This is a genomic window from Streptomyces geranii (assembly GCF_002954775.1).
GTDB lineage: Bacteria > Actinomycetota > Actinomycetes > Streptomycetales > Streptomycetaceae > Streptomyces > Streptomyces geranii.
Genome location: NZ_PJME01000033.1, coordinates 70,144 through 87,380, shown reverse-complemented (window position 1 = coordinate 87,380; position 17,237 = coordinate 70,144). Strand labels below are relative to the sequence as shown.

Sequence of the window (17,237 nt, the reverse complement as noted above, 5' to 3'; positions counted from 1 at the left end):
CACTTGCGGCGGGCTCGGGAAACCGGGTAGGGCTAGAGACACGTACCCGACACGGCCGGCATTGGAGGCGCCGCTACACCGCACGTGCACACGCACCGGCTTCGGCAGCCTCATGCCGAGAACCATGGAGGACACCATGTCACCCCGGCTCGACGCATCGCATACCCAGACGGCGACGTCGACACCCCCTCCGGAACACACGGACCCTCGACTCCCCGAATCCCACCTTCCGGACCCCCTGGACGGGCTCCCCGAGATCCCGCCGTACGACGAGGTGGGGGCGGTCGACGCGCGAGCCCTGTCGAAGACCCTCTTCGCGCGGCTGGAGTCCCTCGAAGAGGGGACGCACGACCACGCCTACGTCCGCAACACCCTGGTCGAGCTGAACCTCGCCCTGGTCAAGTTCGCCGCCTCCCGCTTCCGTACACGAAGCGAACCCATGGAGGACATCATCCAGGTCGGCACCATCGGCCTGATCAAGGCGATCGACCGCTTCGAACTGAGCCGCGGGGTCGAGTTCCCGACCTTCGCGATGCCGACGATCGTCGGCGAGATCAAGCGTTTCTTCCGCGACACCTCGTGGTCCGTCCGGGTACCGCGCAGGCTCCAGGAGCTCCGGCTCGACCTGGCCCGCGCGGGCGACGAACTGGCCCAGCAGCTCGACCGCGCCCCCACCGTGGGCGAGCTGGCCGACCGTCTCGACCTCTCCAAGGACGAGGTGGTGGAGGGCATGGCGGCCTCGAACGCCTACACCGCCAGCTCGCTCGACGCCCAGCCCGAGGAGGACGACTCCGAGGGCGCCCTCGCCGACCGCATCGGTTACGAGGACCACGGCATCGAGGGCATCGAGTACGTCGAGTCGCTGAAGCCGCTGATCGCCGGACTCCCGCCCCGGGACCGGCAGATCCTCTCGCTACGGTTCGTCGCCAACATGACCCAGTCGGAGATCGGCGAGGAACTGGGCATCTCGCAGATGCATGTGTCACGGCTGCTGTCGCGGACACTGCACCGGCTGCGGAAAGGCCTGACGGTCGAGGACTGACCCGCCCCGGGCCCACCGGCCCGGGAGCGGCCTCCGCCGGGGAGGGGTTCTCCGGTTACTCACAGAAACCCCTCCCCTCTTTCCTCAAAGGCCCCATGCGTCACCGGCGCCGCCCTCAGACTGGCTGGTACGTCAGGACGGACGGGGGTCCGAGGAGGCGGCCGGATGGCTCAGCACATCGACGACAGCGGGCTGTACGCGAGCGTGTCCGACGCCCGCCTCACCGAGCTGCTGCGGACCAACTCCCCCACCGCGTACCTGGCGTTGCAGGAACTGCGGGCCCGCCATCGCGCGGCCGTCCTCGCGTACGCCAGGCTGTGCACGACGAGCGACTCCACGGCGGGCCAGCTGGCGGCCCAGGCCTTCACGAAGGCGGCCCGGGACACGGCCCGCGGCGCCGAGCCGAGCGTACCGTGGCGCCACCAACTCCTGCTGCTGACCGCGGAACTGGCGGCCGGCTGGGCGACGGACGAGCGGGCGGCGGGCCTCGACCCGAGCCTGCTGCTCGTCCTGAACACCCTCAACACCGCGGCCGGGGAGCAGCTGTTCACGCCCCCGCCCATGCTGAGCCCCTTCCAGTCGCTGCCCGCCCGCACCCAGGGGCTCGTCTGGTACGGCATCGTGGAGCGCGAACCCGAGGAGCGGGCCGCCGAGTTGCTCGGCCTGACGCACGAGGACGTGACGCACGAGACGGAGTCGGCGCTCCAGGCCCTGGCGCAGGCCTGTCTGCGGTCCCGGCTGGCCGCCTCCCACGACCCGCGCTGCCAGGACTTCCGGCGGCTGATCGAGGAGTCGGTCCGCCCGGTCAGCCCCCGGCACAGCACCGACCTGAACTCCCACATGGTCATCTGCCCGCACTGTTCGGTGGCCTACGAGGAACTCGCCGCCCTGCGCGACAACCCGCGTACTGCGCTGGGCGAGGGCCTGCTGCCCTGGAGCGGCACGGCGTACGCACGGGACGCGCCGACCGTCACCCGCACCAACTCCCTCCCCTCGAAGGCCGGTTGGCCCCCGCCGCCACCGCCGCCGGGCCCGGCCCCTGCCAAGTCTCCGTCTCGCCGTCGGTTCGCGCTGGCTTCGGCGGTGCTGGGCGTGACGCTGGTGCCGCTGCTGATCGTGCAGCTGTCCTCGGGCGACGGCTCGTCGAGCCCCCAGGGCGCCTCCAACACCTTCCCGGTCGCCGTGCCGAGCAGCTCCGGGGCGACGGCTCCCTCCGCACCTCCGGTCACCAAGTCGCCGTCCCCGTCGCCGACTTCACGGCCGCCGACCTCGTCCGCCCCGGCACCGGAGCCGACCCCCACGGCCAGCCCCACCCCGGCGCCCACGGTGGTGTTCCGGGCGCCGGGAGCCTCGTACGCCCAGGTGGTGAACGTCGCCAACGGTCGCTGTCTGGACATCCGGGACGGGCTGCTGGAGAAGGGCACGGATGTGCTGACGGCGCCCTGTTCCGCGACGTCCAAGACCCAACGCTGGTCCGTGGACACCGACTTGGGGGTGCTGCGCTCGGGCGCGGACACCGAGCTGTGCCTGGACAGCCGGGGTGATGTGGCCAAGCGCGTCGGGATCTGGGAGTGCTCGGCGGTGGACGGTGACAACGGCGACAACCTGCGCTTCACCGTGGACGACGACGGGGTGATCCGTCCGGCGATCGCCTTCGCGACGGGGCTGGTCCCGGCGGCCGACGGCGGGGTGAAGTTCGTGGGGCTGACGGGCGGGACGGGGCAGCGGTGGCGGGCGGGCGCCGGTTGAGAGGCGTCCGCCGTAGCCGAAGAACGCGGGCCCGCCAACCGGCCCCGGGGGCGGCGCGTTTCACTCCGGTGCGGGCGGAGTGAGTGAAAAGCGGCCGGGGGCGGGTCGGCAACCCCGGCTCCGGGCGGTGGCGACCCGTGGGTGAATCCCGTTCCCCACAAAGGGAGTTCACCGATGCGCAAACACATCGCACGTCTGCTGGCCGTGCTGGCCGCACTGGCCGCGCTGATCGCGGCCCCCGGTCTGCCGGCCGCGTTCGCCGCCCCCGGCACGGCGGCGGCACCGGCACCGGCCGCGGCTGCCGTCTGGAACCCGCCCACGAACCTCGTACAGCCGCTGAACGAGGTGTGGAACCACGTCGAGTCGACCTATCCGAACCTCTACGGCTTCCGCAACTACGGCTGGGACCAGATCATGGCCAACCGGGGAAGCGTCAACTACTGCGTCCGCTGGGAGTCGGACGCGCCCGTCAGCGCCGCCCTGCGCGACCGGATCCACACCGCGCTGAAGAAGCAGTTCGGCAAGTGGATGTCGGCCATGCTCGACAACGGCACCGGTCACAACGCGTGGCCGTACACCAACGTGCCGGTCAATATCGTCGGTTGGGCCGTGAAGAACCGCTCCACCCTTCAGTGGACGGACAGTTCGGTCGACATCTACGCCGGGAACCTCGACGGCGGCGGCGCCCCGCAGTGTTCCCCGGACTGCGGGCGCTTCTTCCACCAGGACGGCAACTACTCGCGCTGCCCGGGCGGTGCGGCCCGCCACTACGACCAGTCGCTGTGGCTGACGAAGGGCCTGTCGGGCGGCTTCGGCGGTGACTGGGGCCAGCGGGTCGGGCAGGAGTACTTCGTCAACACGCTGGACCAGGAGAACATCCACATCTTTCTGCACGAGGTCGGCCACACCTTCGGGCTCGACGACTTCTACGACTGGAGCCCGACCGGCCAGTGCTGCTTCCTGATGAAGGCGGGCAGCGCGGCGCAGATCACGGAGTTCGACAAGTGGATGTTCCGTGACTTCTGGCGCCACCTGAAGAGCCGGTACGGCCTCTGAGCAGCGGCTTTCAGAGGATCATCGGTACGCCCCGCCGCCACACCCCGCTGACCAGCGGGACGCCCGGCCGGTAGGCCAGGTGTACGTGGCTCGGGGCGTCGAGGAGGGTCAGGTCGGCGTACGCCCCCGGCGCGATACGGCCGATGTCGTCGCGCCGGAGGGCTTGCGCGCCCCCCGCCGTGGCCGACCAGGCCGCCTCGTCCGGGGTCATGCCCATGTCCCGTACGGCCAGGGCGATGCAGAAGGGCACGGAGGAGGTGAAGGAGGACCCCGGGTTGCAGTCCGTGGACAGCGCGACCGTGACGCCCGCGTCGAGGAGGCGGCGGGCGTCCGGCCACTGGGCGCGTGTGGAGAACTCGGCGCCGGGGAGGAGAGTCGCGACCGTACGACTGTTCGCGAGGGCGTCCACGTCGGCGTCGGTGAGGTGGGTGCAGTGGTCGGCGCTGGCGGCGTCGAGTTCGACGGCCAGTTGGACGCCGGGGCCGTACGAGAGCTGGTTGGCGTGGATGCGCGGATGGAGCCCCTTCGCCTTCCCGGCCGTGAGGATCGCGCGGGCCTGGTCGCCGTCGAAGGCGCCCTTCTCGCAGAAGACATCGACCCAACGGGCGTACGGGACACAGGCGTCGAGCATCTCGCCGGTGACCAGGGCGACATAGGCGGCCGGGTCGTCGGCGTAGTCCGGGGAGACGATGTGGGCGCCGAGGTAGGTGACCTCGTCGGTGTGGGCGGCGGCGATGCGCAGGGCGCGGGCCTCGTCCTCGACGGTCAGGCCGTACCCCGACTTGGTCTCGAAGGTCGTCGTGCCCTGGCGGAGGGCCTCGCGGAGGTAACGGGTGAGGTTGGCCTCCAGTTCCGCGTCGGTGGCGGCGCGGGTGGCGGCGACGGTCGTACGGATTCCGCCCGCCGTGTAGCTCCGCCCGGACATGCGGGCGTTGAACTCCTGGGTCCGGTCGCCCGCGAAGACGAGGTGGGAGTGGGAGTCCACGAAGCCCGGCAGAACGGCCCTGCCACCTGCGTCGACCCGATTGTCAGTGGCGGGTGCTTTGCTGTTCTCACCGGTCCAGACGACGCGGTCGCCCTCTATGACGACGGCCGCGTCCAGGATCAGTCCGAGAGGGGATTCGTCGCCGAGAGAGGGGTCGTTGGTGACCAGGCTGCCGATGTTCGTGATGACGGTCGTCGTGCCGGTGGTGGTGTCGGTCGTGCTGCCGATAGCGCTGTTCGTCCGGTTCGGGCTGCCCGGACTGCTCGGCGTGCTGGTGCTGTTCATGGCGTCCTCGTGGGTGGCGGGGCGGAGGGCCGGGGTGCGTACGGGAGGGGTGCGTACGGGGGTCAGGCGCGCAGGGCTTCGACAGCCGCCGCGAGCGCCTGCGGCACCTCCGGTACGAGGGTGTGGACCCCGTCGCGCACGACGTGCCGACCGCCCACGACCGTATGGCGCACATCCGCTGCCGACGCTGCGAATACCGCCGTCTCCGCGCCCAGCCGAGGCACCGGTCCCGCAGTTCTGACCGAGTCGAGCGCGATCGTCGTGAAGTCGGCGAGGGCGCCCGCCTCCAGGTCGCCCGCGTCCGCCCAGCCGAGCGCCGCGTGGCCGTCGGCGGAGGCCGCCCTGAGCAGGGCTGCCGCTGTCCAGTGACCCCGGGTGCGGGTGCGCAGGCGCTCGTTCAGCTCCATCGCGCGGGCCTCTTCGAGCAGGTCGATGACGGCGTGGCTGTCGGAGCCGAGACAGAGCGGTGAGCCCGCGCGCTGGAGGGCGACGGCGGGGCCGATGCCGTCGGCGAGGTCGCGCTCGGTGGTGGGGCACATGCAGGTGCCGGTGCCGCTGTGGCCGAGGAGCGCGATGTCCTCGTCGGTGAGGTGGGTGCTGTGGACGCCGGTGGTGCGGGGGCCGAGGACCCCGTGGTCGGCGAGGAGGCGAGTGGGCGTGCGTCCGTGGGCGGCGAGACAGGCGTCGTTCTCGGCCGTCTGCTCGGACAGATGGACGTGAAGGGGCGCCCGGCGTTCCTCGGCCCAGCGGGCCACGGTCGCCAACTGCCCGGCGGGCACGGCCCGTACGGAGTGGATGGCGGCGCCGATCCGCGCGTGATCCCGTTCCTTGAGAACTGAACAGCGTTCCGCCCAGGCGTCGGCGGTGCCGTCGGAGAAGCGGAGTTGGTGGCGGTTGGGGGCCTGTCCGAAGCCGGAGGAGAGGTAGGCGGTGTCGAGGAGGGTGATACGGATCCCGGCGTCGGATGCCGCTTCCAGCAGGGCCTCGCCCATGGCGTTCGGGTCGGCGTAGGGGGTGCCGCCGGGGGCGTGGTGGACGTAGTGGAACTCGCCCACCGCGGTGATGCCGGCGAGGGCCATCTCGGCGTACACGGCCCGCGCGAGGGCGTGGTAGGTGTCCGGGGTCAGCTTGTCGGCGAAGGAGTACATGAACTCGCGCCAGGTCCAGAAGGTGCCGGAGCCGACCTGGACGGTGCCGCGCAGGGCGCGGTGAAAGGCGTGCGAGTGGGCGTTGGCGAGCCCGGGGAGGGTGAGTCCGCGGAGGATCTCGGCACCCGGGGGCGGGGAGTCGACCCCCGTCCGGACGGCGGCGATACGCCCGTCTTCTATGTCCAGGGCGACGCCCGGCTCGACGTTGGTGTCGAGCCAGGCGTGCTCCAGCCAGTACGTCCGTGCTTGGGGGTGGGTCACGTGCGGTCCAGCCCTTCCAGTACGTCGGCGAGTGCGGTCACCCCGGCCACGCAGTCGTCCTCGGCGGCGTACTCCGCCGGGGAGTGCGAGACGCCCGTGGGGTTGCGCACGAACAGCATGGCGGTCGGGATGCTCCCGGAGAGGATCCCGGCGTCGTGTCCGGCACCGGTGCCGAGGACGGGGACGGTGAGGGCGGTGTCCTCTCCGCTCCTGCCGAGGATGCGGGCGAGTTCGTCGCGCAGGGCGTGGTCGAACTCGACGACGGGGGTGAAGGACTCCCGGACGACGTCGAGGTCGATGCCGTGCGCGTCGGCGTACTCGCGGGCCGCCCGTTCGACGCCGGAGACGACGGTGTCGAGGGCCTTCTGGTCGGCGGCGCGGGAGTCGAGCCAGCCGCGCACGAGGGAGGGGATGGCGTTGACGCCGTTGGGCTCGACGGAGATCTTCCCGAAGGTGGCGACGGCACCGGCGAGTTCGGCCTCGCGGCGGGCGGCGAGGACGGTCTCGGCGTACGACAGCATGGGGTCGCGCCGGTCGACGAGCCGGGTCGTGCCGGCGTGGTTGGCCTCGCCCCGGAAGTCGAACCGCCAGCGCCCGTGCGGCCAGATGGCACTGGCGATACCGACCCGGTCGCCGCTCAGGTCGAGCGCGCGTCCCTGCTCGACGTGCAGCTCGACGAAGGCACCGATCCGGGCGAGCCGCTCGGGGTCGGGCCCGATGGCGTCGGGGTCGTACCCGGCGGCCTCCATGGCACGCGGGAGGGTGATCCCGTCGCCGTCGGTCAGCCGCAGCGCCTGCTCGACGGTGACGGCCCCGCCGGTGAGCCGCGACCCGACACAGGCGAGCCCGAACCGGGCGCCTTCCTCGTCCCCGAAGTTGACGATGCCGAGGGGCTTGGAGAACTGCACCCCGCGCGCCCGAAGCTCGTCGAGAGCGGCGAAGGAGGACACGACACCGAGGGGCCCGTCGAAGGCCCCGCCATCGGGCACGGAGTCGAGATGCGACCCGGTGACAACAGCGTCCCCGGCGGCGGGGTCCCCGAGCCAGGCCCACTGGTTCCCGTTCCGGTCGACCTCGTAGGCCAGCCCCCGAGCCTCGGCCTGCTCCCTGAACCAGGCCCGACATTCGAGATCGACCCCGGTCCAGGCGTAACGGCGGTAGCCGCGGGATTCGGGGTGCCGGCCCAGAGGGGCGAGGTCGCGCCACATCGCGTGGAAGGAGGCGCCAACCAGGCCGGGCTTCGGCCCGCCAGGCTTCCCGCCACCGGCTTCCGCCGCGCCTGGCCGGGCAGCCGACCCTCCAGGCTGCGGGGTATCGGCGCCTCTTTCAGCGGACGGCGCACCAGTCCGGGAACCACCCGCGCCCGCAGGCGTGTCCGGCCCCCCAGGCTGTGGGCAGGCGTTCCGCAGGGCGATGGGGGTCCCCCCGCTCGAACGGAGTTGAGAGTGGGGGAGGGTGGGCACAGACGCACCACCCGCAGTCGGCGACGAACCCTCAACCCCCACCGAGGAGTTGCCGTCCCGCCCGTCAGAACCCTCGCTCACGCGTCGTCCCCTTCACGCATAGGCACCCGCACACCCCGCTCGTCAGCGACCGTCTCCGCGATGTCGTACCCGGCGTCCACGTGCCGGATGACACCCATCCCGGGGTCGTTCGTCAGTACCCGGCGGATCTTCTCCCCCGCCAGCTTCGTGCCGTCCGCCACCGACACCTGACCGGCGTGGATGGACCGCCCCATGCCGACGCCACCACCGTGGTGGATGGAGACCCAGGACGCGCCCGAGGCGACGTTCACCATCGCGTTCAGCAGCGGCCAGTCGGCGATCGCGTCGGAACCGTCGAGCATGGCCTCCGTCTCCCGGTAGGGGGACGCGACGGACCCGCAGTCCAGGTGGTCGCGGCCGATCGCCAGCGGTGCCGCCAGTTCGCCGCTCGCCACCATGTCGTTGAAGCGCTCGCCGGCCTTGTCACGCTCGCCGTAGCCGAGCCAGCAGATGCGGGCGGGGAGGCCCTGGAAGTGGACGCGCTCGCCGGCCAGCTTGATCCAGCGGTGCAGCGACTCGTTCTCCGGGAACAGCTCCAGCATCGCCTTGTCCGTCTTCGCGATGTCGGACGCCTCGCCCGACAGGGCCGCCCAGCGGAAGGGGCCCTTGCCCTCGCAGAAGAGGGGGCGGATGTACGCGGGTACGAAGCCGGGGAAGGCGAACGCCCGCTCGTATCCGGCGAGTTGGGCCTCGCCCCGGATCGAGTTGCCGTAGTCGAAGACCTCCGCGCCGGCGTCCATGAAGCCGACCATCGCCTCCACGTGCCGGGCCATCGACTCGCGGGCCCGGGTGGTGAAGCCGGCCGGGTCCTTCGCGGCGGCGGACGCCATGTCGTCGAAGTCGACGCCGACGGGGAGGTACGCGAGCGGGTCGTGGGCCGAGGTCTGGTCGGTGACGATGTCGATGGGGGCGCTCTCGGCGAGCATGCGCGGGAGCAGCTCGGCCGCGTTGCCCAGCAGGCCGATGGAGAGCGGGCGGCGGGCGTCCCGGGCCTCGACGGCGAGCTGGAGGGCGTGCTCCAGGGAGTCGGCCTTGACGTCGAGGTACCGGTGCTCGATGCGGCGCTCGATGGCACGGGGGTCGACGTCGATACAGATGGCGACGCCGTCGTTCATCGTCACGGCGAGCGGCTGGGCGCCGCCCATGCCGCCGAGGCCGGCGGTGAGGGTGATCGTCCCGGCGAGGGTGCCGCCGAACTTCTTGGCGGCGACGGCGGCGAAGGTCTCGTAGGTGCCCTGGAGGATGCCCTGGGTGCCGATGTAGATCCACGAACCGGCGGTCATCTGCCCGTACATGGTCAGGCCGAGGGCCTCCAGGCGGCGGAACTCCTCCCAGTTGGCCCAGTCGCCGACCAGGTTGGAGTTGGCGATCAGGACGCGCGGGGCCCACTCATGCGTCTGCATGACACCGACCGGGCGGCCCGACTGGACCAGCATCGTCTCGTCCTGCTTCAGGGTGCGCAGGGTGCGGACCATGGCGTCGAAGGAGCGCCAGTCGCGGGCGGCCTTGCCGGTGCCGCCGTAGACGACGAGCTTGTCGGGGTGTTCGGCGACCTCGGGGTCCAGGTTGTTCTGCAGCATCCGCAGGGCGGCTTCCTGCTGCCATCCCAGGGCACTCAGTTCCGTACCGCGCGGGGCTCGTACGGGGCGGGGTCCTGACATGGTCTGCCTCCTGGAGGTTGCTTAGTTATTCACATCCTGAACCCATGAATAGAACTAGTCAATACGTTCTTGCGCCACCATATGGACATCGGCGCGGACATCCACACCACGGGGGATGCAATGGACAGCAGCGGGCCCAGCCGTACGAGCCGCCGGGACGACGCCGTACGGGCCGCAGTGGAGCAGGGGCTGCTCCGTACCGACGTACCCATCGTCGGCCTCCTCGACGTCACCGGCATCCGCGAGTCCGCCGCCGAGCTGCGCGCCGCCTTCGACGCGGTCGTGGCGCCGGGCACGCCCGTGCTGCACGCCTTCGCGGTGAAGGCGACCCCGCTGGTGCCCGTACTGCGGCTGCTGCGCGAGGAGGGGATCGGGGCCGAGGTGGCGAGCCCCGGGGAGCTGGCGCTGGCGCGGGCGGCCGGGGTGGCGCCGGCCCGGACGGTGCTGGACTCGCCCGCGAAGACGCCCGCCGAGCTGCGGGAGGCGCTGGCACTGGGCATCGCGGTGAACGCCGACAACCCGCAGGAGCTGGCCCGCCTGGACGCCCTGATGCGGTCGGCGACCAGCCGGTCCCCGATCGGGATCAGGGTCAACCCGCAGATCGGCGGTGGGTCGATCGGGGCCACCTCCACGGCCACCGCGACGTCGAAGTTCGGGGTCGCGTTGTTGGACGAGGGGGCGCGCGAGTGGCTCGTGGGGGCGTACGCCGAGCGCCCGTGGCTGACCCGGCTGCACGCGCACACCGGCTCGCAGGGCATCCCGCTGTCCCTGATGGCGCGGGGCACGGCGGAGACGTACGCGCTGGCCGAGGAGATCAACCGGCGGGTCGGGCGGCGGCAGATCGACACCATCGACATCGGCGGCGGGCTGCCGGTCGACTTCGGGTCGGACGCGACGAGTCCGACGTACGCGCAGTACGCGCGGCTGCTGAGGGACGCGGTGCCGGGGCTGTTCGACGGGCGGTACGGGCTGGTGACCGAATTCGGCCGGTCGCTGCTGGCGAAGCACGGCACGGTGGTGGCGCGGGTGGAGTACGCGAAGAGCGCCGGCGGGCGGCCGGTCGCGGTGACGCACGCGGGCGTGCAGGTCGCGACGCGGACGGTGTACGCGCCGGGGTCGTGGCCGCTGAGGATCGCCGCGTACGACGCGAAGGGGCGCCCCAAGTCGGGGGCGGACGTGGTGCAGGACGTGGCCGGACCTGCCTGTTTCTCCGGCGACCTGCTCGCCGAGGGGCGCGCGCTGCCGCTGCTGGAGCAGGGCGACTACGCGGCGGCGCTCGACACGGGCGCGTACTACTTCGCGCACCACTACGCCTACAACTCCCTCGCGCGGCCCGGGATCTACGGCTTCGTGCCGGGCGGGGACCGGGAGGGGGACGTCGTCTTCGCGGTCGTACGGGAGCCGCAGACCGTCGCCGAGATCGTGGCCGAATCCGGCGGGGCGCACGTTTCCGCGCTCACCACCCTGTCCGCGACCAGCTCCCCCGTCGCACGCCCTTGACCGATCTCGGGGAACATGCAGGTCAACTGCTCTGAAATCCGGGCCAGCCGACCCACCTTAGTCATCTGTCGCATGTTCCACCGGAAAATGCCAGATCTCTCACTCCTCATGCACACGTTGCGTAGCGTCTGCGTCACTCAGCCGAACACCCGGCGGGGCGACCGAACACCGGCAGGACCGACGCGAGCGGGACAAGGCAGGAGGGGCGAAGGGTGCCCGGAATCGACGAGTGCTTACTGGAAGCCATGCGGCTGCCCGGTGCCCGGGGCGCCGCGCTGGTCGACTGGACCAGCGGGCTGGCACTGGGCACCGTCGGGGACTCCCCGGGCGGTGACCCGGAGACGATGGCGGCGGAGGCGGCGGAGCTGGCCCGGCTGGCCGCCGAGCACCGCGCGTTCGCCCCGGAGGGCGACGACGGGGAGTCCGGTCCGGGCGGGGCGGGCGGGACAGCCGCCGGCTGGGGGCAGGAGCCGCCGGTCGAGGATCTGATCATCAGCAACCGGGACAGCTATCACGTCCTGCGGTTCGTGACGACGAGCTTCGACAGCAGTGTGTTCCTGCATCTGTGGCTGGCCCGCGCGGAGGGCAATCTCGCGCTGGCCCGTATCCGGCTCGGCGAGATGGCCGGACGGCTGGTGCTGGGATGACGGCGGTGGACACGAACCTGACGACCCCGCCCCCGCGCCTGCCGGTGCGGGACAGGGCGGCGGCCCGGCAGCGGGCGTGGGGCGGGGTCTCGCCGATACTCGGCCGGCTCGCCGCCGAGCGGGCCACCGGCGCCCTGGTCCGGGAGCACGGCTCGCTCTATCTGGCCGAGGGCCGGGTCGTGCACGCCGAGAGCCCGGCCGTACCGGGGCTGGACGTGCTGCTCACTGCGCGCGGGACGCTGGACGCGGACGGCTGGCGGGACGCCGTGGGGGTGGCCGCCGGGCGCAACCGGGTCGGGCGGTTCCTGGTGGAGAGCGGGCGGATCGGCGTGGGGGCCCTGGAGGTGTGCCACCTGGGGGCGCTGTACGACGCGGCGTACTTCGCCCTCGCCCCCAGCGGCTCGCCGGGGCACTTCCGGTACGGGGACACGCACTGGCTCGGTCCGGTGCGCCCGGTGCCGGTGGCGGCGGTCGAGCACGAGACGCTGCGCCGCCGCGCCCTGCTGCACCGCATCTGGCCGGACCCGGCCCCCGACAGCGCCCCGCTGCTCCGCTCCGACAGCCCCGGGGCACCGGCGATCAGCGCCCGCCAGCAGGCCGTACTGGACCTGGTGGACGGGGTCCGTACGGCGGCGGACATCGCCCTGGCGCTGGCCCGGCCGACCTTCCACACCCTGGTGGACGTACGTCGGCTGGCCGCGGCGGGGGTCGTCGCCCCGGCGCCCGCCCCACCACCGCCGCTCCTGCCACCCGGGCCACCCGGACCGTCCGGGTCGTCGGCTCCCCCGGCTCCCCCCGGAACGCTGCCGCCCGCTTTCGCCGACCCCAACATCACGCTGCTGAAGAGGCTCAGGGATGCGCTGGAGGCCCTTTGAGCGGCAACGCCCGCGTGCCGAGAGGAGGCTACTCATGGCAGCCGAGGCCGAAGTCATGGACGAACTGCGCCGGTTGCGGGCCCGTGTGCCGCAGCTCACCGGCGCGCTGGCGGCCAGCGTGGACGGTCTCGTCCTCGTCCAGGACACCCCCGGCGTCGAACCGGAGACGGTCGCGGCGCTCACCGCCACCGCGCTCAGCGTCGCCGTGCGGATGGCGGACGCGACCGGGCAGGGCGACTTCCGCGAGCTGCTGGTGCGCGGGGTGTACGGCTACGTGGCGACGTACGCGGCCGGCCGCAGTGCCGTCCTGACGCTGCTCGCCCAGGACCGGGTCAACGTCGGCCGGCTGCACCTGGAGGGCCGGCGGGCGGGCGCCCGCATCGGGGAGCTGGTGGACGCGTCGGCGGAACGGACACCGGGACCGCCGCCCGCGACAACACCCGCGCCCACACCCGCACTTGGGCCCGGCCCCGGGTCCGTGTCCCCGCCCGTGCCCGTATCGCCGCCGCCACCGATGCCCACTCGAACCACCAGAACCCCGCGCGCGCCACGCACACCGTCAACCACGCCCAACGCGCGCACCACCACTGATAGCTGAACCCCAAGCAGGAGAGGAACACCGTCATGGCCACCACAGAGACCGCGTTGAAAGAGGCGCTCACCTCGATCGAGGGCGCCACCGGAGTCGCACTCGTCGACTACACCAGCGGCATGGCGCTGGGCACGATGGGCGGCAGCAAGACGTTCGACCTGAACGTCGCCGCCGCCGGCAACACCGACGTCGTACGCGCCAAGATGCGCACGATGGAGCACCTGGGGCTGAAGGGCGAGATCGAGGACATCCTGATCACGCTCTCCAGCCAGTACCACCTGATCCGGATGATGAAGGGGCGCGGCGGCAACGGCCTCTTCCTCTACCTGGTGCTCGACATGAACCGCTCCAACCTGGCGATGGCCCGCCACCAGCTGAAGCGGATCGAGGCGGAGATCGAGGTCTGATCCCCACCACCACCGGCCCGGCGAGAGCGACGGGCCGGGTCCTGTCCGGCGGATCGGGCCGCGCCTGCGGGAAACCGACGGCGTGCGAAACCCCGTATCCGCGGCCTGACCCGCCGGACGGGAGCTAGACCAGGACGTCGCCGCGGCGGCGTGACCCGCCCGGGGTCGCGTCGCCCGCGGCGATTCCGGTGGAGCGGTAGGCCTTGACCGGCTTGCCTGCCGGGGCGCCGGAGCGCGGGCCGAGCCAGTCCACGCGGACCCACAGCAGTACGTCGTCGGCGCGTTCGCGGCGGCCCAGCCAGGCCGCCTTCAGCCGCAGCCCGGTACCGGCCCCGGCGAGCAGCATGCCGCCCGCGGCGGGCACCGCGAAGGAGCTGCCGAGCGCGGCGGCGAAGGCGAGCAGCAGCCACCAGCGGTGGCCGCGGCGCCAGTTGCGTACGGTCACCGCGCGGTCCTGGAGCACGTCGTGCCGGCCGGCCCGGGCGGCTCCCGCGGCGAGCGCGGTGTAGCGCCCGCGCCTCCGGTACGCCACGACGGCGACCGTGACGATGAACAGCGCGGCGCCCGCCATGACGCCGATCCGGCGCCCGGTGATGCCCGGCGGCACCACGCCGACACCCGCCGCGAACACCCCGAGCCACCACATGGGCGCCGCTCCGGCCCGTACCACCACGGCCACCCGAGCCAGCCCCTGCCCTCCGCGTGCCATGCCCGCCTCCCGGTTCGTCTCGCCCGGCACAGTCCTGCCTGTCGGAGCGGGAGAGTAACGAGCGAACGTGAAACGAGTCTGAGAGCCGCCGAGGGCGCCGGTAAAAGCTCCTACTCGACGAACAGCCCGCGCGTCGCCGCCCGCGCGTCGAACTCCTCCAGGCGGGCCTGGGCGTCGGGCAGGTCGTCGCACATGGCCTCCAGCAGGACCCGGCCCAGCAGCATCGGCGCGCAGGCGGTGTCGAAGGCGAGCCCGGTGCCGACGGCGGCGGGCAGCAGCAGGTCGGAGACCTTGGCGACCGGCGCGAACGCCGAGTCGGCGACGGTGACGACGGTCAGGCCGACCGCCTTCGCGTAGGCGAGGGTGTCGACGACCTCGCGCGGATGCCGGGGCAGCGCGAAGCAGAGCAGGGCGGTGGCGCCGGCCCGGACGGCCGCGTCGATACGGTCGTTGATCATCGTGCCGCCCTCGTGGAGCAGCCGGACGTCCGGGTGGACCTTGGCGGCGAAGTAGGCGAAGCCGTACGCCTGCGCGGCGGCGGCACGCAGCCCGAGGACGGGCAGCGGACGGGACGCGGCGAGCAGCCGCCCGGCCCTCAGCACCGGACGCGGATCGGCCAGCACCTCGGCGAGGTGCCGCAGGTTCTCGATCTCGGCCTCGACGGCCTGCTGGTACTCGTTGTACGAGCCCGGTTCGGCACTCGGCTCGGCGGGCGCGACCTCGCGCAGATGCCGGCGCAGGGCGGGATACCCGTCGAACCCGAGGGCGACGGCGAACCGCGTGACGGACGGCTGACTGACCCCGGCCAGCTCGGCCAACTCGACACTGGAGAGAAACGGCACGTCAGCGGCCCGCCGCACCATACTGTGCGCGATACGCCGCTGGGTAGGCGTAAGCCGATGCCCCTCGAAGAGAGCCTGAAGCCGCCCGGCGGGACTGTCGGGCAGAGCCCCGCCCGCACCGACGTCCCCAACCAGCCCGGGGCCCCTGCCCGGGACGCCGGCGGCAGCCCCACCAGAACCCCCGCCCCCACCCACGCCCGCCTCCACACCAACGCCCCTCTCCGCACCGCCGCCCACACCCGCACCGGCACCCGCACTCCCGCGATCGTCCACCGCGCTCATCCCCCGCTCCCCCTCCAGATCTCCGTGAACCGGTCCAGCAGTGTCGCCGCCATCGTCACGTCGTGGGTGAGGGGGCGGTCGGTCGAGTCCGCGTCCAGGGTCGACTCGGCCAGGGTCAGGGCCTGGCTGATCGGCAGCTCCGGGTCCGGGCGCAGGTCTCGCTGGCGCAGGGCCCGTACCGCCGCGACCAGTTCGCAGCCGACTACGAGACGGTACGCGTCGCAGGCGCGGAGTGTCTGGCGGGCGGCGAGGGAGGCGAAGCTGGCCTGTTCCTCGACGCCACGGGAGAGTACAGCGTGCCCGAGCGAGGCGGGTGCCGAGAAGGCCCGCAGGTCGCCGAGGGCGGCGCCGGCGGCGTACTCCAGGATCATCACGCCGGAGGCGGCGGGCTCGTGGTCGGCCAGGAAGGGGCGCAGGCGGGTGAAGGCCGGCTCGTTCAGGGTCGAGAGGCGGGAGGTGGACAGGCGTGCCACCTGCGTGACCGCCAGTCTGAAGTGGTCCAGTGCCAGGGCCAGTTGGGCCTGGTAGAAGCCGCCGTGGTGGTAGGCGGCCAGGTCCTCCGGGGAGATGAGCGGGTTCTCCGCAGCGGCGTTGATCTCGATCGCCAGCACTCCCTCCAGCGCGTCCGCCGCGTCGTGCGCGGGCCCGTGGATCTGCGGCAGGCAGCGGAAGCCGTACGGGTCCTGGATGCGGCCGAGGGGCGGGGTCGGGCGGTCCGCCGAACCGATCAGCTCCCGCATCCGGCGCGCCACCTCGACCGACCCCCGGTGCGGGCGGGCCGCGTGCACGGGAGCCGCGTACGCCTCGTGCGAGCCGTCGACCGCCAGGAGGGAGAGCGCGGCCACGACCTGCGTCGCGGCGATGAGGCCGCGCAGTTCGTGCAGGGCCAGCGCGGACTGGCCGAGGGTGAGGGCGTTGCTGCTGATCAGGGCCAGGGCGTCGTTGTTGTCGAGGGCCTGGGGCTCGGGGGCGCCCGGGACGGTCCAGCCCCGGACCGCCGATCCTCCCGCCACCGTCGGCGGCGCGATCCACTCGTGCTCGCCCGCCAGCGCCAGTCCCATCTGGGCCAGCGCCGCGATGTCGCCCGTACCGACCGAGCCGAACTCGTTGACGACGGGATGCGCGCCGTTCTCCAGCGCCTCGCACAGCGCCGTGACCACGCCGGGGCGCAGTCCGGCGCCCCCGGCCAGGAGCTGGTTGGCGCGGACGGCGAGCATCGCCCGGACCTGCCGGGCGGGCAGCTCCGCGCCGATGGCGCCCGCGTGACTGCGCAGCAGCCGTAGGCCGTGGTCGGCGGCGGCCTCCGTCGGGACGTTCTCGTTGCGGTTGGCGCCGACGCCGGTGGAGCGGCCGTAGACGCGGCCGGACGCGGCGATCTGGCGGGCGGCGTCCCAGACCTCCTCGACGCGCTTCATCGCGTCGGTGCCGGGGACGGGCCGCGCGGCGCCGTCAGCGAGGCGGACGACGTCCTCGACCCCGAGACCGACACCGTCCAGCACGACGATGCCGGTGGAGACCGGCGACACCGAAGACGGCACCGGCGGTGGCACCGGAAGCGATGCATCCACGATCCGAGACGACATAAGGCGCAGACTCCCCTCAAAACGGACGTTCGATCTTGCTTACCGGACGTCCGTTACCTCGGATTAACA

General features: G+C 72.6%; 15 protein-coding genes. 8 read left to right on the top strand and 7 right to left on the bottom strand.

Going from position 1 to position 17,237, the window contains the following annotated elements; genetic code table 11:
* Nucleotides 1–136: 136 nt before the first annotated feature.
* The 3 genes from CW359_RS30485 (at nucleotide 137) to CW359_RS30475 (ending at nucleotide 3,847) form a co-directional block, all read left to right on the top strand.
* Complete coding sequence (locus CW359_RS30485; RefSeq protein ID WP_105973405.1) at nucleotides 137–1,042, top strand: RNA polymerase sigma factor SigF; 906 nt, start codon at nucleotides 137–139, stop codon at nucleotides 1,040–1,042.
* A gap of 165 nt (nucleotides 1,043–1,207) precedes the next feature.
* Nucleotides 1,208–2,791 carry an RICIN domain-containing protein gene (locus CW359_RS30480; protein ID WP_105973404.1) on the top strand — a complete coding sequence of 528 codons (1,584 nt, stop codon included), beginning with the start codon at nucleotides 1,208–1,210 and terminating at the stop codon, nucleotides 2,789–2,791.
* A gap of 174 nt (nucleotides 2,792–2,965) precedes the next feature.
* The gene (locus CW359_RS30475; RefSeq protein ID WP_198655443.1) at nucleotides 2,966–3,847 is read left to right on the top strand and encodes a hypothetical protein; all 882 of its coding nucleotides are present in this window, start codon (nucleotides 2,966–2,968) and stop codon (nucleotides 3,845–3,847) included.
* A gap of 10 nt (nucleotides 3,848–3,857) precedes the next feature.
* Here CW359_RS30475 and hutI read toward each other — a convergent pair whose 3' ends face one another.
* From hutI to hutU, 4 genes are all read right to left on the bottom strand, one after another.
* Nucleotides 3,858–5,117: an imidazolonepropionase gene (gene hutI / locus CW359_RS30470; protein ID WP_105973403.1), complete on the bottom strand. Its 1,260-nt coding sequence runs from the start codon at nucleotides 5,115–5,117 to the stop codon at nucleotides 3,858–3,860.
* Nucleotides 5,118–5,179: 62 nt separating this feature from the next.
* Nucleotides 5,180–6,526 carry a formimidoylglutamate deiminase gene (locus tag CW359_RS30465; RefSeq protein ID WP_105973402.1) on the bottom strand — a complete coding sequence of 449 codons (1,347 nt, stop codon included), beginning with the start codon at nucleotides 6,524–6,526 and terminating at the stop codon, nucleotides 5,180–5,182.
* The gene (locus CW359_RS30460) at nucleotides 6,523–7,734 is read right to left on the bottom strand and encodes an allantoate amidohydrolase (protein ID WP_105973401.1); all 1,212 of its coding nucleotides are present in this window, start codon (nucleotides 7,732–7,734) and stop codon (nucleotides 6,523–6,525) included. The genes CW359_RS30465 and CW359_RS30460 overlap by 4 nt, the downstream gene beginning before the upstream one ends.
* Nucleotides 7,735–8,066: 332 nt before the next feature.
* Nucleotides 8,067–9,731 (bottom strand): urocanate hydratase, encoded by a 1,665-nt coding sequence (gene hutU / locus CW359_RS30455; protein ID WP_105973400.1) that lies wholly within the window; start codon nucleotides 9,729–9,731, stop codon nucleotides 8,067–8,069.
* 120 nt (nucleotides 9,732–9,851) lie between these two features.
* Between hutU and CW359_RS30450 the strand changes: the two genes are divergently transcribed.
* From CW359_RS30450 to CW359_RS30430, 5 genes are all read left to right on the top strand, one after another.
* Entirely contained in the window at nucleotides 9,852–11,231 is a 1,380-nt protein-coding gene (locus tag CW359_RS30450; protein WP_105973429.1) for a type III PLP-dependent enzyme domain-containing protein, read from the top strand.
* Nucleotides 11,232–11,443: 212 nt separating this feature from the next.
* On the top strand, nucleotides 11,444–11,878 hold the full coding sequence (locus tag CW359_RS30445) for a hypothetical protein (RefSeq protein WP_105973399.1): 435 nt from the start codon (nucleotides 11,444–11,446) through the stop codon (nucleotides 11,876–11,878).
* The gene (locus tag CW359_RS30440; RefSeq protein ID WP_105973398.1) at nucleotides 11,875–12,753 is read left to right on the top strand and encodes a hypothetical protein; all 879 of its coding nucleotides are present in this window, start codon (nucleotides 11,875–11,877) and stop codon (nucleotides 12,751–12,753) included. The genes CW359_RS30445 and CW359_RS30440 overlap by 4 nt, the downstream gene beginning before the upstream one ends.
* 34 nt (nucleotides 12,754–12,787) lie before the next feature.
* Nucleotides 12,788–13,351: a roadblock/LC7 domain-containing protein gene (locus CW359_RS30435; RefSeq protein WP_105973397.1), complete on the top strand. Its 564-nt coding sequence runs from the start codon at nucleotides 12,788–12,790 to the stop codon at nucleotides 13,349–13,351.
* 26 nt (nucleotides 13,352–13,377) lie between these two features.
* A complete protein-coding gene (locus CW359_RS30430) occupies nucleotides 13,378–13,752 on the top strand; it encodes a roadblock/LC7 domain-containing protein (protein WP_105973396.1) in 375 nt (124 codons plus the stop codon).
* A 124-nt stretch (nucleotides 13,753–13,876) separates the two neighbouring features.
* On the opposite strand, the gene CW359_RS30425 is transcribed toward CW359_RS30430, so the two are convergent.
* The 3 genes from CW359_RS30425 to CW359_RS30415 all read right to left on the bottom strand — a co-directional run bounded on the left by CW359_RS30425 (nucleotide 13,877) and on the right by CW359_RS30415 (nucleotide 17,168).
* A complete protein-coding gene (locus CW359_RS30425; RefSeq protein WP_105973395.1) occupies nucleotides 13,877–14,461 on the bottom strand; it encodes a hypothetical protein in 585 nt (194 codons plus the stop codon).
* Nucleotides 14,462–14,571: 110 nt separating this feature from the next.
* Complete coding sequence (locus CW359_RS30420; protein ID WP_232838671.1) at nucleotides 14,572–15,585, bottom strand: MurR/RpiR family transcriptional regulator; 1,014 nt, start codon at nucleotides 15,583–15,585, stop codon at nucleotides 14,572–14,574.
* Entirely contained in the window at nucleotides 15,582–17,168 is a 1,587-nt protein-coding gene (locus CW359_RS30415; RefSeq protein WP_105973394.1) for an aromatic amino acid ammonia-lyase, read from the bottom strand. Before CW359_RS30415 ends, CW359_RS30420 begins: the two co-directional genes overlap by 4 nt.
* Nucleotides 17,169–17,237: the final 69 nt, after the last annotated feature.

Coding starts and splice junctions, on each gene's coding strand:
- hutU (WP_105973400.1), bottom strand. CDS start 9,731: ATGTCAGGACCCCGCCCCGTACGAGCCCCGCGCGGTACGGAACTGAGT.
- CW359_RS30450 (WP_105973429.1), top strand. CDS start 9,852: ATGGACAGCAGCGGGCCCAGCCGTACGAGCCGCCGGGACGACGCCGTA.
- CW359_RS30425 (WP_105973395.1), bottom strand. CDS start 14,461: ATGGCACGCGGAGGGCAGGGGCTGGCTCGGGTGGCCGTGGTGGTACGG.
- CW359_RS30480 (WP_105973404.1), top strand. CDS start 1,208: ATGGCTCAGCACATCGACGACAGCGGGCTGTACGCGAGCGTGTCCGAC.
- hutI (WP_105973403.1), bottom strand. CDS start 5,117: ATGAACAGCACCAGCACGCCGAGCAGTCCGGGCAGCCCGAACCGGACG.
- CW359_RS30430 (WP_105973396.1), top strand. CDS start 13,378: ATGGCCACCACAGAGACCGCGTTGAAAGAGGCGCTCACCTCGATCGAG.
- CW359_RS30485 (WP_105973405.1), top strand. CDS start 137: ATGTCACCCCGGCTCGACGCATCGCATACCCAGACGGCGACGTCGACA.
- CW359_RS30415 (WP_105973394.1), bottom strand. CDS start 17,168: ATGTCGTCTCGGATCGTGGATGCATCGCTTCCGGTGCCACCGCCGGTG.
- CW359_RS30460 (WP_105973401.1), bottom strand. CDS start 7,734: ATGTGGCGCGACCTCGCCCCTCTGGGCCGGCACCCCGAATCCCGCGGC.
- CW359_RS30435 (WP_105973397.1), top strand. CDS start 12,788: ATGGCAGCCGAGGCCGAAGTCATGGACGAACTGCGCCGGTTGCGGGCC.
- CW359_RS30440 (WP_105973398.1), top strand. CDS start 11,875: ATGACGGCGGTGGACACGAACCTGACGACCCCGCCCCCGCGCCTGCCG.
- CW359_RS30475 (WP_198655443.1), top strand. CDS start 2,966: ATGCGCAAACACATCGCACGTCTGCTGGCCGTGCTGGCCGCACTGGCC.
- CW359_RS30420 (WP_232838671.1), bottom strand. CDS start 15,585: ATGAGCGCGGTGGACGATCGCGGGAGTGCGGGTGCCGGTGCGGGTGTG.